The organism is Brevibacillus sp. AG (assembly GCF_028369215.1).
Lineage (GTDB): Bacteria > Bacillota > Bacilli > Brevibacillales > Brevibacillaceae > Brevibacillus > Brevibacillus porteri.
Map to the genome: position 1 here is coordinate 1 of NZ_JAQMYO010000016.1, position 15,469 is coordinate 15,469.

Sequence of the window (15,469 nt, forward strand, 5' to 3'; positions counted from 1 at the left end):
GCATTTTTGTCGAACGCTTCATATCTTATCACGTTCGTTATTTGCGAGTCAAGAAGTTTTTTATCGAATCTCGTTTTCTTTTCTCGTATTTTGTCGTCGTTCTTGGCGACAAGGAATAATCTATCATATCTAAAAAGAGAATACAATACCTTTTTGCTAGTTTTTTAAAAAAAAGATAGCGAAAATGAAAAAGCCCCTATAAAAATAGGGACTTTAACAGGCTTACTGCGCTGTATACCCGCCATCGATGACGACAGCCTGACCCGTGACACCTGACGCTTTCTTGCTAGCTAAAAAGGCAGCGTAGTTCGCTACTTCCTTTACTTGCAGCAGTCGCTTCTGCGGCACGAGCGGGTAGATGACTTCTTCCATCACCTTTTCCAACGGCACATTTCTTGTCTTAGCCAAATCCGCTAATTGGTTTTGTACCAGCGGCGTATCGACATACCCCGGACAAATGGCATTTACCGTAATACCAGCCACTGCCCCTTCCAAGGCTGCAACCTTGGTGAGCCCGATGACCCCGTGCTTGGCACTGTTGTACGCTGCCTTCCCCGCAAAGCCAATCAAGCCGTTAATCGAAGCCATATTGATGATACGACCATGACCTTGTTGCTTCATAATGGGGAACGCGTGTTTAATCGCAACAAAAGGCGCTGTCAGCATAATACTGAGCATTTGTTCAAATTTTGCAGTCGGAAACTCTTCTATTGGAGAGACAAATTGTAATCCGGCGTTATTCACTAAGATATCGAGTCTGCCAAAAATCTTGACTGTCTGCTGGATACACGCCTGCACTTGTACCTCGTCAGTAACATTACAACCAAAGCTGATTGCTTCATGACCTTCCTTTTGCAATTGGGCTGCTGCTGCTTCCGCTGCTTCCCCATTCAAGTCCAGTATGACGACTTTCGCCCCTTCCTCGGCAAACGTCCGGGCAATCTCCAATCCAATTCCGCTCGCAGCCCCTGTTACTACTGCTACCTGCTGCTCCAACAACTTCTCCATACCCTACTATCTCCTCTCCTGTCCCTCATTTTCTCTGTCTATAAACTGGTCGATCTCTGATGAAAATTAGAAAATAGAAACGGCGAATGCCAGAATGAACACCACAGCTGTTTTCAAAACCGTAATCGCGAAAATGTCTTTGTACGATTGACGATGAGTCAAACCAGTAATCGCGAGCAGTGTAATGACCGCTCCGTTGTGCGGCAATGTGTCCATACCACCGGAAGACATCGAGGCAATACGGTGCAGCAACTCAGGGCTGATTCCCGCAGCATTTGCCATCTCTAGGTATTGCTTGCTCATAACCTCCAGCGCGATCGACATACCGCCCGACGCTGAACCTGTCACACCTGCCAGTACGTTTACAGCCAGTGCCTCAGAAACCAACGGATGTTCACTTGCGCCCATAATCCAGCCTTGGATGAGCTTGAAGCCCGGCAATGTTTTCACAACGTTTCCGAACCCAACTTCGGAAGCAGTATTGAAGATCGCCAAGAGAGAGCCCATCGCGGCTGCCGTCAAACCACTCGCCAGCTTGTTTTTGACTTGCTTCACATTGATTAAAATTGCGGCAATAATTCCAAGACAGAGCGAAATAATCAGTGACCAAGAAGAGACAACATTTTTCACTTTCTCAATCTTAAATGATTCTTTGAGGATCGCCGGATCGTACCACGTCTCTACTGTCCAAATCCCTCTGCTGAACAAATAGTTACCCACGAGCACTAATGCCAACGGGAGAATCGCGACCCAGATGTTCATGTAGGATTCATTTTTGATCAGCTCTGGCTCGTTCGTATGTCCCTCGCCGTAGCCTTCCCCAGCAGTGACAGCTTGCTTGCGTCTGCGCTCCAGCCATAGCATTCCGCCAACGAAAACCATAATGGCGCCGATCGTTCCAAGAACAGGTGCAGCATAAGCATCCGTACCGAAATAAGTCGTAGGAATGATGTTTTGAATTTGTGGTGTACCTGGCAAAGCGTCCATCGTATACGTAAAAGCACCGAGCGCAATCGTTCCTGGAATGAGACGCTTAGGAATATTGGCTTCACGGAAAATCGCAGCGGCAAACGGATACACAGCAAATGCCACAACGAACAGGGAAACCCCTCCATACGTCAAAATCGAACAAGCCAAAACGACAGCCAAGATCGCACGATTGGAACCGAGTGCCTTCACAATCGTGTGGGCAATGGACGAGGCAGCACCGCTCAACTCCATGACTTTTCCAAAAATGGCACCCAGTAAGAAAATAGGGAAGAATGATTTCACATAGTTTGCTGCATTCGTCATAAAGGTTTCGGTGTAGCTCGGCAGCAGAGAGATCCCGGAAAGGACAACGGCCAGCAGCGTAAAAATAGGGGCAAATACGATAACAGGATAGCCCCGATACGCAAAAAACATCAGGAGACCGAGCGAAATCAAGATGGATAACACTTCGATGATCATATAATTCTCCTTTCAATTTTCTCCTCCGCTTACAGAGGAAATGGTGTGTATTCACACGAAGAAAACGCTTTCATATCCAACTCAATTGCATGGACCATGCCAACTCCAGCCGATTCCAGAAAAATCGTTCAACCATACCCGTTCATCGTGCCTCGACTGTTTGCAAGCAGATGATAGCGCTTGCAGTTTTTCCGGATTTCCGGAATTTTTTGTCCGGTTTTATGGAATCTAGCAAAAATCAGCCCACCTTTTAGGGAATCTGGTCAAGGAAGGCTACTGGGTTAAAGCGGGAGGTCACCTTGCTCTATTCCAGAAAACCGGAATCTACCAAAACGTTATTCCTACAGATGAAAAAAGCCGCGAACCTGGTTCAACACCACATCCCCGACTTATACGCGCCTCGTACTATTGGTACTTCTCCCACTTTTCGTAAAAGCTGGACTTGCTGATTTGCAACAGCTTGGCGGCGGTAAGCTTGTTCCCCCCTGCTTGCTGCATCGCTTGTCGAAGTGCTTCCTGCTCAGCCTCTTCTATAACTTGTTTCAATGGTCGAACGGTATGAGTTGGAACCGATAAGAACGCGAGTGACCCTTCGTCCGATACAGGCAGCCAAATATGCTCCTTTTTCAGGACATCGTCTTCCATTAGATGCAGGGCTCGCTCCAGCACGTTTTTCAACTCTCGTACATTGCCTGGCCAGGAGTAGCCCCGAAGTACGTTCCATACCTCTTCATCAATGGCCCTGACCGCTACGCCAGTGGACTCGCCAAGCTGTTTGAGCAGATTCGAAACCAGCTCCGGCAAATCCTCCAGACGCTCTCGCAACGGAGAGATCGAGAGTGACACGACATTCAACCGATAATAGAGATCCGCCCGAAACTTCCCTTCCTTGATGCTTTGAAGCATGTCCGAATTCGTGGAAGCGATCACCCGCACATCGATTGGCGTCGTCCGTACAGCCCCTACTCGCTCGACTTCTTTTTCCTGCAACACGCGCAACAACTTGGCTTGCAGCGGCAATGGCATGTCCCCGATCTCATCCAACAGAATGGTTCCGTGGTTAGCCAGCTCGAACTTTCCCTTTTTTCCGCGGCGAACAGCTCCGGTAAACGCACCTTCTTCATAGCCAAACAGCTCTGATTCTAGCAAAGAATCCGGAATAGCGGCACAATTCACCCGAATGAAAGGACCCATTTTGCGCTTGCTCTCGGCATGAATAGCGTGGGCAAACAGCTCCTTGCCTGTCCCGCTTTCACCTGTGATGAGCACAGTCGAATCGCTTTTCGCAACTTTCTGAGAAAATTTTTTAAGCTCCTGCAGCTTCTGGCTGTACCCGACGATTTGATCAAAATGATAGGTAGCCCCCATTCGCCGCCGCAGCTCTTTCTTATAATAGGTCAATTCGTCCTTCAGCTGAGCAACCATCGCAGCCAAGGCAGTGAGCTCCTGCACATCCTGGAACAGCACCGTTCCCAGAACGGCAATCACTTTCCCTTCGTCCATAATCGGTATGCGATGCGCAATCATGTTCTGTCCTTTTATTTGCTGAATGTCGGCGATCTCGGCAACACCTTCCTGACCGACAATATGCATCCTCGTGTTTTCGATGACATCCGTCACTGGCTGTCCGATCACGTCCTGTACATTCAGAAATTCTCGATAACTCCGATTCAATAAGAGTATTTTTCCGTCCTTGTCCGTTACGATCATTGGTTCATGGGCATTTTCAAAAACGACCTCAAGCAATTTGCTCATCTGCTGGAGATTCCAATCCAAAACCGGCTCCCCCTTTGTCTGAATGCTGCTGTATCGAACGTTCGCTCATTACTCGTTACGCCCAAATTATACAGGAACGATCAGGAGAGGTGTTGTAATTGCTTTACCAATCGCTTGGGAGCCGCGCACATATAGCCTTCCCGTATGTAATCCTCGATTTCACCATAGCTAGTCACGTTTTTGTTCAGGATCGAAACCCAGCCGTGATGACCGATGTACGGTGTCTTATAAAAATGCTCCTGCATAAGCAAAATCTCTTGGGTCGTCTTCAGCACCTTCACAGAAAGGGAGGGGCCTTCAGTGCCCCCCTCTCCCAAAATGACAAACGGCTTGTCGTTTACGCGAAACGATGTATGTCCAAAAGCGTCTACCTGCTCCGTTACTTCTGGCAACCGTATCGCCAGCTCGCGAACAGCAGCTACCATCTTCAAACCTTCTATAGAAGAAATCTGTTCGTGCACCATCTGGTCCAAGCCTCCCTTTGCTACCAAACGCTTATATACCAGTCTGTTCTGTACTTTGCACCACGTTTCCTTCCCTCATACGATAAAGCGGCAAAATAAAGCTGAGACCAATGATCATCAGGAATGCAGCGATCCCGTATATGACTGCGAGCGGAAGATACAGCTTCAATACCCCCGTAATACTCATCATGACGACCATAGAGCCTGTAAACAACGGGGTCAGTATTCCATTCACCCGACCGATAAAGGTACTCTCGGTATTTTTAAGCAGCATAGTGTTGATCCCAATTTGAATGGAGGGCAAGAGCAATCCCGCGATGAACTGGGCAACAAGCGTCAGCCACAGATTGGTGGACATCCCGCAAATCGCTACTGCGACTGCATTTCCAAGAAGTCCCATAACTAATAACTTTTGCGGCGGAATCGTTTTGGCAGCTGCCATCGTCATGGCCCCTCCAGCAATCATCCCCACACCTTGGGCGGTAATTAACCATTGCAAGCTTTCTTTCGGCAATTGCAGTTGTTCGGTCACGATAAAAATCCCAAGCGGTTGAATCATTCCCAATGAGAAGCCCACAGCCAAAAAGCAAAAGCCAAGCATTGACAATACGCGACTGGAGAACACATAACGAATCCCGCTGACCATCTCCCCAAGCAGTGCCGTTTCTTGCTGCTCTTCTTTCTCGACGCGATCTGGCGGCAGCAAATACAGGACACCGGCCGCAGAGAGAAACGCAACCGCAGTGATGACCATAGCAACCTCCATCCCCCATTGCTGGAACACAAACGTACCGACAATCGGACCAAATACCATGAAGATCGCGAAAATAGTCTGATACGCTGACATTCCTACCTGAAGTTGTTCACCAGGTACATGCAGCTTGAACAGCTTCATTCCGGACGGTTGAGAAAACTGAGAAAGAATGGCTGAAATGAGTGTGGCAAAAAAGATGGCCTTCCACGAGCCGTAAACGAAGGTTAGCAGCACTCCGACAACCGATAGAGCACTCAGCACCTCACACCAGACCATCGTTTTTCTCGGTTGCCAGCGATCAGCAAACGTACCAGCAAGAAAGGAAAACAGAAAGATTGGCGCATACTCCGCCACAGAAATCATGGATACAGCGAACGGATCGCCTCCTGTATGATCCATCACATAGAGCAGAATCGCCATGTTGCGCACCCATACTCCGATTTGCAGCAGAAATGCTGATAACAAAATAGCCCTGACATAGCGGTTTTTCAAAACATTTGACATAAAAAAGCCTCCTTATCCATTGCGATCTGGACAGGAGGCTACGCATATTATCGTCAAAAAGACATAGAAACCCTTTGTTGAGTCTAAAAAGGATCTACCATCTATTCGCCAATATGCACATACTACCCCTATCCAAAAACGCATCGTTTTATCCGATTGGTTTTGCGGAAATAGGAGTTAGCAGATCATTGGCTTAATGGTCACCCTTTCTTGTAGAATGACCCAAGGGTACCACAAAAAGTAATTCTGTGACAAGAAAAATTCACTTGATCTTGTCCTATGCTTTGTCGACAAGTGTGATGCGCTCTGCGGCAGGAATTCGCGGCTGAGCGCCAGGGATCGCGGCTGGATAACCGATATGCAGGTTCCCCAGCACTTTTTCTCCTGGTCGAATGCCCAGCGCTTCACGGAATTCCGGCTCGTGAATCCATGGGTACGTCTCCCACGTCAGACCGATGCCTTTTTCCCACGCCAGCAAGCTAAAGTTATGAATGACAATACTGGTCGAAGCAAAGTCGTCTTGGCGCGTAATCAGGTTCGGGCTTTCTTCCATGATCACCGTCATCAGCATCGGAATCGCCATAATTTTATTGTAAAACTTCTCGCCGACTTCTTTCTTTTTCGCAGGATCAATCTCCCGCTTTTCCTTCATGATCCGCACGGCCTCCGCGATTCTTCTCTTGCCGTCCCCGTACGTCACAATAAAGCGCCACGGTTGTGTCATGTGATAATTCGGCGCCCACACGGCTGTATCCATCAGCTCTGTAACCAACGCAGGGTCTACCTCACGATCTGTAAAGCGATGAATCGAGCGACGCTCTCTAATCAATTTGGCCAGTTCCATTTCTGTTTCCTCCTTCTCATTCCAGAGCCATTGCAACGCCCCCGGAAATCTGGCGTTTGCACATTCACTCAAATGATCCGCCCCTTCGTCAATGAGCAGGACGAGCTGATCTGCTGCGAAGCCGCTATCAGCCAATATCTGATGCGCTTCTTTTGTCAGCGGGACCATTTGTTTCTGGATGTTTTGTTTTTTAGCGCCTTCCTTACTGCCAACATCCATGTAGATGCGCAGTCCGGGACGGTACATTTTCTTTTCCCGCATAAACGAAACCATGCCTTCATACCAATACGATCCCGAAATGCTGCCGATTTTCGTAAAAACGTCCGGATATTGATGCGCAGCGTACATCGAGATCAAGCCACCAAGCGAAAATCCGATGATCCCTGTTTTTTCCGGCCTAGGGTCTGTCCTGTACTTGCTGTCGATATACGCCTTACATTCATTGGCGACGTAAGAAAGATACACATCTCCTTGCCCGCCAAAATCAATGTTGCGCTCAGGCGAGATCGCTTTGGAAAACCAAGGTGTATAGTCATCCCTGCGGTTTCCTGGCTGGATGCCGACGAGAATTAGCTCAGGAATTTTTCCCTCTGCAAACTTATCTTCGATTACATCGATTGCGGTACTAAACGCAGGATCAAATAAGTCACCGCCATCATGGACATACATGACGGGAAAACGGGACGTACTCTTGTTATAGGATGGCGGCAAATATACGAGCAATGCTCGGTGATGGCATACTTCTGCAAACAATTGTCCCCTCACAATTTGCACGTCCCCTCTTTATTTTTTTCTTCTACTCAGAAGATAGAAGAAATACGGTACACCGATGATCGAAATGACGATACCCACTGGCAGTTCAATGGGTGTGAACACAGTTTTGCCGATAAAGTCAGCTACCACGACCATAAGCATCCCGATTGTCCCTGACAAGGGAAGAACATACCTGTGCTGGATTCCCGTCAAACGCTTCGCAATATGCGGTGCCATCAAGCCGACGAATCCGATGCCTCCCGAAACCGAGACACACGCGCTCACGATCCCGATACTCGATAGCAGGAGAATATTGCGCTCCTTTTCCACGGACACACCTAGATTCTTGACGGACTCCTCACTCAATTGAAGCAAATCGAGAATATGCACCTTGCGCATCAAAATAGGAATGAGTATGACTAGCCATGGTAGCATCCCAGCAATATGCGTCCAGTTGGCACTCCAGATACTTCCCGAGAGCCATACGGTTGCCATTTCAAAATCGTTGGGATTCATTTTTAACGAGAGATACAGTGACACGGCACCCAACCCGGAGCCAATGGCGATCCCCACCAGAATCAGTCGTTGTGGGTCAAGCGCTCCGTTACGCCAAGCAAATAGATAAATCAGTCCAGCCGCAAGCAATCCGCCTGTCAAACCGAACAAAGGCATGGCGATGATGGAATACCAGCTCGCATCCATGAATTGTCCACCGAAGAAAAACATAAAGGCGACGATAGCGGCTCCTGCCCCGGCGTTAATACCCAAAATCCCCGGATCAGCCAGCCCGTTACGGGTGATCCCCTGAATGACGGTACCAGCGACCCCTAAGCCAAAGCCGACTAACGCCGCAATAACAATCCGCGGCAGGCGGAAATCGAAAATAACCAAATCGTATTCCGCTACAGGATCAATACGCAATAACGTACGGATGACATCCAACACCGTCATGTCAAATACACCGTTGGTCAGGCTGGTATAAATCGCCAGCAAAATCAAGGCGATGTTGACGAGAAACAGCAAACGAAATTTACCTTTTTGATTAGGCATGCTTTCCCCCTCCTCTCTTGTAAATCAAATAGAGGAAGAACGGAACGCCAATAAATGCCGTCACCACACCGATTGGGGTCTCAAACGGACTGTTCATAAATCGGCTGAGAACGTCAGACAAGGCAAGGAAAATACCGCCCAATAAACCTGCACATGGAATGATCCATCGATAATCGAGACCTACCAAAAAGCGGGTAATATGCGGAATAATCAGCCCGACAAAAGCGATTTTTCCTGCCAACGCTACGGAAATACCCGTCAGAATGACAACAGCAGTCGTTGCCAGCACTTTGACCATCACCGTTCTCTGTCCGAGACCGCGAGATACTTCGTCGCCCAAGGATAAGATCGTAATCGATTTGGACAAAAGAAGTGCGAGGATAATACCGACGATGGCAAAAGGAACTGCTAGCTTCACCAGGCCCGGCTCCAAGAGATGCAGCCTAGCATTGTACCAGAAGCTGACGTTTTGCGAGACTTGAAAATAAGTAGAAATCGCAGCTGAAATGCTGCTCAAAAAGGTACCCGTAATCGTACCGATGACCGCCATACCCACGGGTGTCAAGCCGTTTGGCAACAGTCGGGAAAAAGCGAGTACCATCGCCACCGCAAATGCTGAACCGATCAAGGACATGGTAATCATCGTGACACTCGTAGCGGATGGAAGGAAAACCATGCACAGCGTAACGGCAAAGACCGAACCGTCAGACACGCCCATAATAGAGGGGGACGCGAGGTAATTCCTCGTCATCCCCTGCATCAACGCTCCTGATATCGCCAGAAATGCTCCGATCATGAGTGCGCCCAAAACCCTCGGCAAGCGAGAGTGCATGACAATTTGATGATCCACATTCCCTTCATCAAAGGCAAAGAGAGCTTGATAAATGGTCCCGGCATCAATCGACTTGGCTCCGTAATGAATGGAGAGCAAGATTGTAAGCAGGATCACCAATGGCGAAACAGCTAGTATGATCATGGAAGTTGCTTTTTTGGATTGCATAGCCTACCTCGCCCACTTTTACTTGGCAGACAATTTTTCAACAGCCGCCTTCAAGAATTGTGTTTTGCTCCAAGCAGTACCGCCTTGTGCGAGAGGATCAACTACGTTTACGTAAACTTTGCCGTTTTTCACTGCATTCACGCTCTTCCAAATCGGGTTGTTCTGTAAATCTTCCAATACGTTCGGCTTGTCTTTATTCTCATCTGGAGAGAATTGGATGAACAGGTAGTCCGGGTTGATCTGGCTGAATTTCTCCATGGAGATAATTTCTTGTGCCTTCGCTGCTTTTACTTCTTCAGGTGCAGTCAAACCAAGGTCTGCGTACAGAGCTGGGTTGAAGAACACCTTTTCTGGATAGATGTTGATGTTTCCTTGGCGCAGACGAATCACCAATACTTTTTTATCCTTCACGCTGTCTCCCAATTTTGCTTTTGCCGCTTCAATCCCTGATTTATATTCATTGAGTGCTTTCTCTGCCTCAGCTTGCTTGCCAGTCAGTTCACCCAACAATTGCAGATTCGCTTCCCAGTTGGTTGAAATGTGAGAAACGGGGAAAGTAGGAGCAATCTTGTTCAGCTTCTCAGCCATTTCTGGTGGAAATTTGCTACTGCCCAAGATCACGTCCGGCTTCAAGGACAGGATCGTTTCCAGGTTCGGTTGGATTTTTTCCCCGATGGATGTGGCTTCGCCTGTAATCGGTGCAAACATCTCCGGGAATTTGCCGCCTACAGAAATCGCGCCTACCGGGTTTACGTTCAGCACAAGTGAATCTTCCATGGACTCCATGCTGCCTACAATGGCGATCCGCTCTGTTTTGCTAGGGACGGTGTATTCTTTATCTAAATATTTAATCGTGCGTGTTTCTGCTTTATTGGCATCATCGGCTGGCTTTTCTGCTGTAGCTGTTGTCGCAGGTGCTGCGGTAGGTGCAGTCGTGTTATTCGCTGCTTCTTTTCCTCCGCCGCACGCAGTCAGAGCCAATGTCAACGCTGCAATGCTCAAGCCTAGGTATATCTTTTTCATTCTTGAAAGACCCCTCTCAGAAATGTAAGGTTTCACTCCACGTGAGTGATAACGATTATCATTCGTGATTATAAAGCATCCACTCATGCCCGACCATGGACGAAATCCAGAATCAACATGGACGATCTCCTGAAAACAATCTCACACTCTCTTCCACGATCCGTTCATGAGCCGTTGCCGAGTATTCTCGCCAAGGGTCCGACATAATGACATGCGCCCGATTGTTGCGGACTGCTTCGATCTCTTGCCATGGTCCCGATGCTTTCAAGGCTTGGAAGCATGCCAACGTTTCAGCCTCTTGGCAAACCAACAGCAGCAAGCGATCTGGCGCGAGTGCAGTTAATTCCTGTACGGTCACAAGCTGGTCGTACTCGTTCTGTTCCGAGACAAAAGCAGATTTGACTTGCAGATCTTGATAAAACACTTCATTCATACTGCGATTGCAGTGGACATAGAGCTGGTTTTTCAAAATCCGCACGATGAGCACCGTTTCATCGCCCAGAGCATGTTGAAGCTTTGCCCGGGCCCTCTTCACCTTTTTCTCATACTCGCAAAGCCAATGATGCGCTTCCACGGACTCACCCAAAAAGTCTGCCATAAGCTGCAGTTGTTCTTTCCACCCCTGCTCTTCAAAAGGTACATACAAAGTGGGCGCAATCTCGTCCAGATGCTTCTGTTCCTGCAAACTCGTCTCGTCCAAGCCAATGATGACGTCTGGCTTGGCATCGCGAAGCATTTCGATGTTGGCTTTCCAATTTTGGTTAATTCGAAACGCGCTCAGATGGACCGGGATATCGTTTCGATAGGTGTGATGATAGTAAGCCGTCCATTTCGGGTGCAGTGGCGCCGCGTAAGGAATCATTTTCAAAGCCAGTAAATGCCCGATAACGGTCGAGCCGTACGCTGCAATTTTTCGTTGGCGGCTTTTCATATAGAGAGTCGGTGAAACTCCGACAGCTTTCTTGAATTTTCGGCTAAAGTAAAACTCGTCATTGTAGCCCACTTGATGAGCGATATCGCGCAGCTTGGCATGCGACTGCACCATCATCTGCTTCGCCCGGCTGATGCGAAGCTCTGCCAAATAGTCCATAGCTGAGATGCCATACGTTTTTTTGAACAGATCGACGAAATATTTTGGACTCACCTCTGCGATGCGAGCCAACTGTTCTATCGTCACATTTTCCGAGTAATGCTCTTCCATATGTGCGCGTGCCCGCTCCAGCGCCATTCCAGAATCTGTTGTCGAGAAGTGAGCATGCTTGACGATGTGGTACCATAGCTCTTGAAAAGTGTGTTGACCTCGAAAACGCTCGAGTGCCGTCTCCTGCTTCCATAGATTCTGGATCAAATCACAATAGACAGGCAGCTGCCCTGCCGATTGGACAGAGATCTCTCCCCGAAAAGGAAACAGATCCATTTCCCGAAGAGCTTGGAAGCGCCGATGTCTGTCTCTCGTTTCCATAAAGACATCAAAACGAAGCATGTACATCTCCAAATGATCAGCCGAATCAGGGACGATGCCAAACGTAAGCATAGGAGGACATACATAAATCGCGTCCTGCCGCAATTGGTACTCCTCGTTCTCCAGTCGCAGGCGCCCTCGTCCCCCGGTTATTACCAGCAAAATATGCGTATGAGTGAATTGTTGGCGTAGTCGGTCATGTCCTTGTGCTTTGAGCCATGTAATGTCACGCAGCTTAAAAATGGCTTCTGCCATGGTCTTCTCTGTGAATTGTTGAACCAAGGCTTGTGTTTCGTTCATGTTCTCACCTCTGCCCGATCCTCTATGTAAATGTTGATAATCATTCTCACCAACAATAGAGAAAGTATATCAAAAGTGACGCTTGCTTCCTATCAGGAATATTTGATCGATTTGAACCGATAACTTGAACGTGGTATGGTACGTACCAATAGAAAGGGAACCAACCATTCAACATAACGGAGTGAAAATGAAGATATGAAACAATATGTTCTACCTTTTGTCTCTAGCCTCGTCGCGATTACTTTTGTGACAGGGTGCGTCTCTACCTCTGATCAACTAACGGTAAAAGACCCTACCCCACCTGCAACGGAAAACACAGGGAAGTCCCCTGCTGATGCAACAAAAGCCGAAAAGCCAGCGGATGATTTGCTCAAACAGTTCACCGTACTAGCTGCGCAAGCCAAGGAAGCGAATGAGCTAACTGCTTTTTTGGATCAGCATCTGGCGAAAACGGACACGAAAACCGCCGATCAATTATTTTTTGCCCTTGATCAGTATTATGAAAAACATCTGCCTACGATAAACGATAACTTCAAGGCACTCCTCTCCCAGCCGGGAAATGCGGATAAGCTGTATGCCTTGCAATACCCATATGATTTCAACAAGCTAGAAGGCGATGACGGCTTCAAAAAATGGCTCCTCCATCAAACAGAGGGCGGACTCGTCTTAAAGGCGACGAAAGACATGTCCTTCTACTGGCAAGTGGATTACAAGGCATTGCAAAAATATGCCGCTTCGCTCGATGAGGAAGGGAAGGACTACTTGTCCATTCAAGAAACGGAAACGGGCAAACCGTATTTGAGTGACGGCGGGTTGCAAATCACGCGAGCTGAGCTCGGACCGAGAATGGTTGAAGTCGAAGAGTATTTGGTCAACTACCGCAGCAGCCCACGTGCAGTGAAGCTCCGTACGCTCTATATCGACTATCTCAAAACATACTTGTCTGATTACCGTTATGAGACAATAGACGAAGCAACAATGAAGTTGCTCCCAGCCGTCAAAGAAGAATATCAGCACTTTGCCAAGAAATATGACGCTACGAAAACAGGACAGATCGTCAGGGATTATTTGATCGAGGTCGTCAAAAACAAGGACGTGATCTTTGAACCCGGCAAGCCTGGTGAAAGCATCATCGGTGACACCAAACCGAACATTAGTCAGTTCTTGAACGGGCTCGAGGGGCGGATTGCTCGGACGATGAATCCTTAAAAAACAAGCAGTTTGCGTGGCTGTAGTGGAGGAGAGGGAACAGGAGAAAACGACTCAGCTTCTAGGGCCACCCATTGGGGGATTGACTGGCCGACTCCATGCAAAAAGCGAAACCGCGTCCAAAGTGGTCCAATCTGGATGTTTCTCAGAGGTGGACGCTTAAAGGCGTGTTTCGCTTTTTGCATTACGTCTCGGTCGGTGTCCATAAGATCTTCGCTGTTTTCTCCTGTTCCCTCTACAAGCTGCTTGTTTTTTTCGGTAGCTGATAAAAGATGAAAAAACCTTTACTGTTCTACCGCGGAGGTTTCGAACAAATAGAAAATGTAATCGGAGGAAGCGCCCGCGTGACCCATTTGTCTGAGCATGGCGGAGATATTGCCTCGGTGATAGGTTCCGTGGTTGGCGACATGTTGGACGATATCGGCATAACTCGCATGAACCGTACCCAACGCCGGATGCGTATAAGCCGAGGTGTCTTCCATCGAGATTTGCCCGAAGAAATCTCTGAACTGCTGGGCTGATTCGGCAAACAGTTTTCGCAGCTCGTATACTTTCTTCCCTTTTAATTCCTGCAAGAGAACCCCTACTTTTGGTCCTACCTCTTCGTAGCTCTCCCCCTTCATGGCCAACAACCAAACATAATCCGTCTTGAGAATGTGAGCCAACGTCTGGGTGATGGTCGGAAACACACTCGGAACCTCCTGCTCACTTACTCCCTCTGGTACCTCCTGCAACCGCTCGAATACCTTTTCGTTTGCCCATACATGATATTCGTACAAACGCAATGCTTCATGCTTCATAATCAATCTGCCTCCATTCACTTTTTCCATCTCTTCTTTGCTTTCAATATAAATCAACTCTCCTGACAAAAATGGTCAGTGAATTCAAGTCGACTGATAAAAATGAAATAAATCGGCAGCGATGGCAGCCAAACGCTCTTTTACAAAGGCTGGCTCTTCAACTTGAATGGATTTTCCGTATGGCAAAAGATAATGAGGAAGGATCGAATGGGCCATTTGCTCATCTACTTGAAAGATCACCTGTGCCTCGCTGCGCTCGATCACCGTATGTCCGAGATACCAATGCCTGCACAAATCAGCGAGTGACTGTGGTCTTCCTTTGACCTTGATCAAAATGGTGTTGCCCTGCTTGTCTGCTTCCGGTAGTAAATTCGAGAGAAAAAAATGGCGCGCAGAAAATTCAGGAGGGCGTTGAAAGCTGGCTTCTGTACGTTGGATCTCATAGACACGATCTGCACGAAAGCTGCGAATGGTACCTCGGAGATGGCAATAGGCAACGATATACCAGTTTCCCTTCCAATAAACGAGCCCGTATGGATCGATTTGACGCCTCTGTCTCGTTGTCTGGTAGGCTTTCTGATACTCCATCGAAAGGGTGTATCCATTGGCAACAGACAGCTCCAGTTCCTGTAAGGTAGATTCGAGAGAAGGATCAACAGGAGGCTGGATCACCTCGAAGCCGATACTATGTCGGTCAATCGCGTCACGCTGCTCTTCATTTGTATAACGTTTTAGCTTGGAAATGGCCCGGTGTAAATCTGCTCCGAAGGGATAACCGGCTTCTTGGGCAAAAGCCGCTGCATGAATGAGGGCTTTTTGCTCGTTGAGGTCGAAAAACAGCGGAGCTTCATTGAAATGCTGAAGTAAACTGTAGCCACCATTGTGTCCGGCATCGGAAATGATGGGTACACCGCTCGCACACAGTGAGTCGATATAGCGATAAACGGTGCGAATATTGATCTCGAGAATCTCTGCCAATTGCTTGGCTGTCATTCGCTTGCCGGTCTTCAACAGCCACAAAATGGAGAGCATATTATCGGCTTTTGACATGGACGGATTCGCTCCCCTGAAAG

Annotated in this window: 13 protein-coding genes; 1 reads left to right on the forward strand and 12 read right to left on the reverse strand. The window is 48.1% G+C overall.

The genetic code is table 11. From position 1 onward, the window contains the following. Nucleotides 1-222 precede the first annotated feature (222 nt). The 10 genes from POF51_RS28565 to POF51_RS28610 all read right to left on the reverse strand — a co-directional run bounded on the left by POF51_RS28565 (nt 223) and on the right by POF51_RS28610 (nt 12,387). Nucleotides 223-1,008, reverse strand: a complete 786-nt coding sequence (locus POF51_RS28565) for a 3-hydroxybutyrate dehydrogenase (RefSeq protein WP_069852648.1) — start codon at nt 1,006-1,008, stop codon at nt 223-225. A gap of 66 nt (nt 1,009-1,074) precedes the next feature. Continuing rightward, nucleotides 1,075-2,457 (reverse strand): GntP family permease, encoded by a 1,383-nt coding sequence (locus tag POF51_RS28570; protein WP_017247143.1) that lies wholly within the window; start codon nt 2,455-2,457, stop codon nt 1,075-1,077. 405 nt (nt 2,458-2,862) lie between these two features. Next, entirely contained in the window at nt 2,863-4,233 is a 1,371-nt protein-coding gene (locus POF51_RS28575) for a sigma-54 interaction domain-containing protein (protein ID WP_069852651.1), read from the reverse strand. Nucleotides 4,234-4,313: 80 nt separating this feature from the next. Further along, entirely contained in the window at nt 4,314-4,697 is a 384-nt protein-coding gene (locus POF51_RS28580) for an MmcQ/YjbR family DNA-binding protein (protein WP_069852653.1), read from the reverse strand. 31 nt (nt 4,698-4,728) lie between these two features. Beyond that, nucleotides 4,729-5,955, reverse strand: a complete 1,227-nt coding sequence (locus POF51_RS28585) for an MFS transporter (protein ID WP_069852656.1) — start codon at nt 5,953-5,955, stop codon at nt 4,729-4,731. 277 nt (nt 5,956-6,232) lie between these two features. After that, complete coding sequence (locus POF51_RS28590; RefSeq protein WP_083261754.1) at nt 6,233-7,573, reverse strand: alpha/beta hydrolase-fold protein; 1,341 nt, start codon at nt 7,571-7,573, stop codon at nt 6,233-6,235. Nucleotides 7,574-7,582: 9 nt separating this feature from the next. After that, nucleotides 7,583-8,602, reverse strand: a complete 1,020-nt coding sequence (locus tag POF51_RS28595; protein WP_069852659.1) for a FecCD family ABC transporter permease — start codon at nt 8,600-8,602, stop codon at nt 7,583-7,585. Next, on the reverse strand, nt 8,595-9,602 hold the full coding sequence (locus POF51_RS28600) for a FecCD family ABC transporter permease (protein WP_017247137.1): 1,008 nt from the start codon (nt 9,600-9,602) through the stop codon (nt 8,595-8,597). The genes POF51_RS28595 and POF51_RS28600 overlap by 8 nt, the downstream gene beginning before the upstream one ends. 18 nt (nt 9,603-9,620) lie before the next feature. Beyond that, nucleotides 9,621-10,625 (reverse strand): iron-hydroxamate ABC transporter substrate-binding protein, encoded by a 1,005-nt coding sequence (locus POF51_RS28605; protein ID WP_069852662.1) that lies wholly within the window; start codon nt 10,623-10,625, stop codon nt 9,621-9,623. 112 nt (nt 10,626-10,737) lie between these two features. Then, the gene (locus POF51_RS28610) at nt 10,738-12,387 is read right to left on the reverse strand and encodes an AraC family transcriptional regulator (RefSeq protein ID WP_069852664.1); all 1,650 of its coding nucleotides are present in this window, start codon (nt 12,385-12,387) and stop codon (nt 10,738-10,740) included. 195 nt (nt 12,388-12,582) lie between these two features. Between POF51_RS28610 and POF51_RS28615 the strand changes: the two genes are divergently transcribed. Then, nucleotides 12,583-13,596, forward strand: a complete 1,014-nt coding sequence (locus POF51_RS28615; protein ID WP_069852666.1) for a hypothetical protein — start codon at nt 12,583-12,585, stop codon at nt 13,594-13,596. A 284-nt stretch (nt 13,597-13,880) separates the two neighbouring features. Here POF51_RS28615 and POF51_RS28620 read toward each other — a convergent pair whose 3' ends face one another. Beyond that, nucleotides 13,881-14,396 (reverse strand): DinB family protein, encoded by a 516-nt coding sequence (locus POF51_RS28620; RefSeq protein WP_069852825.1) that lies wholly within the window; start codon nt 14,394-14,396, stop codon nt 13,881-13,883. An 84-nt stretch (nt 14,397-14,480) separates the two neighbouring features. Next, nucleotides 14,481-15,446, reverse strand: coding sequence for a helix-turn-helix transcriptional regulator (locus tag POF51_RS28625; protein ID WP_069852668.1), 966 nt, complete (start codon nt 15,444-15,446; stop codon nt 14,481-14,483). Nucleotides 15,447-15,469: the final 23 nt, after the last annotated feature.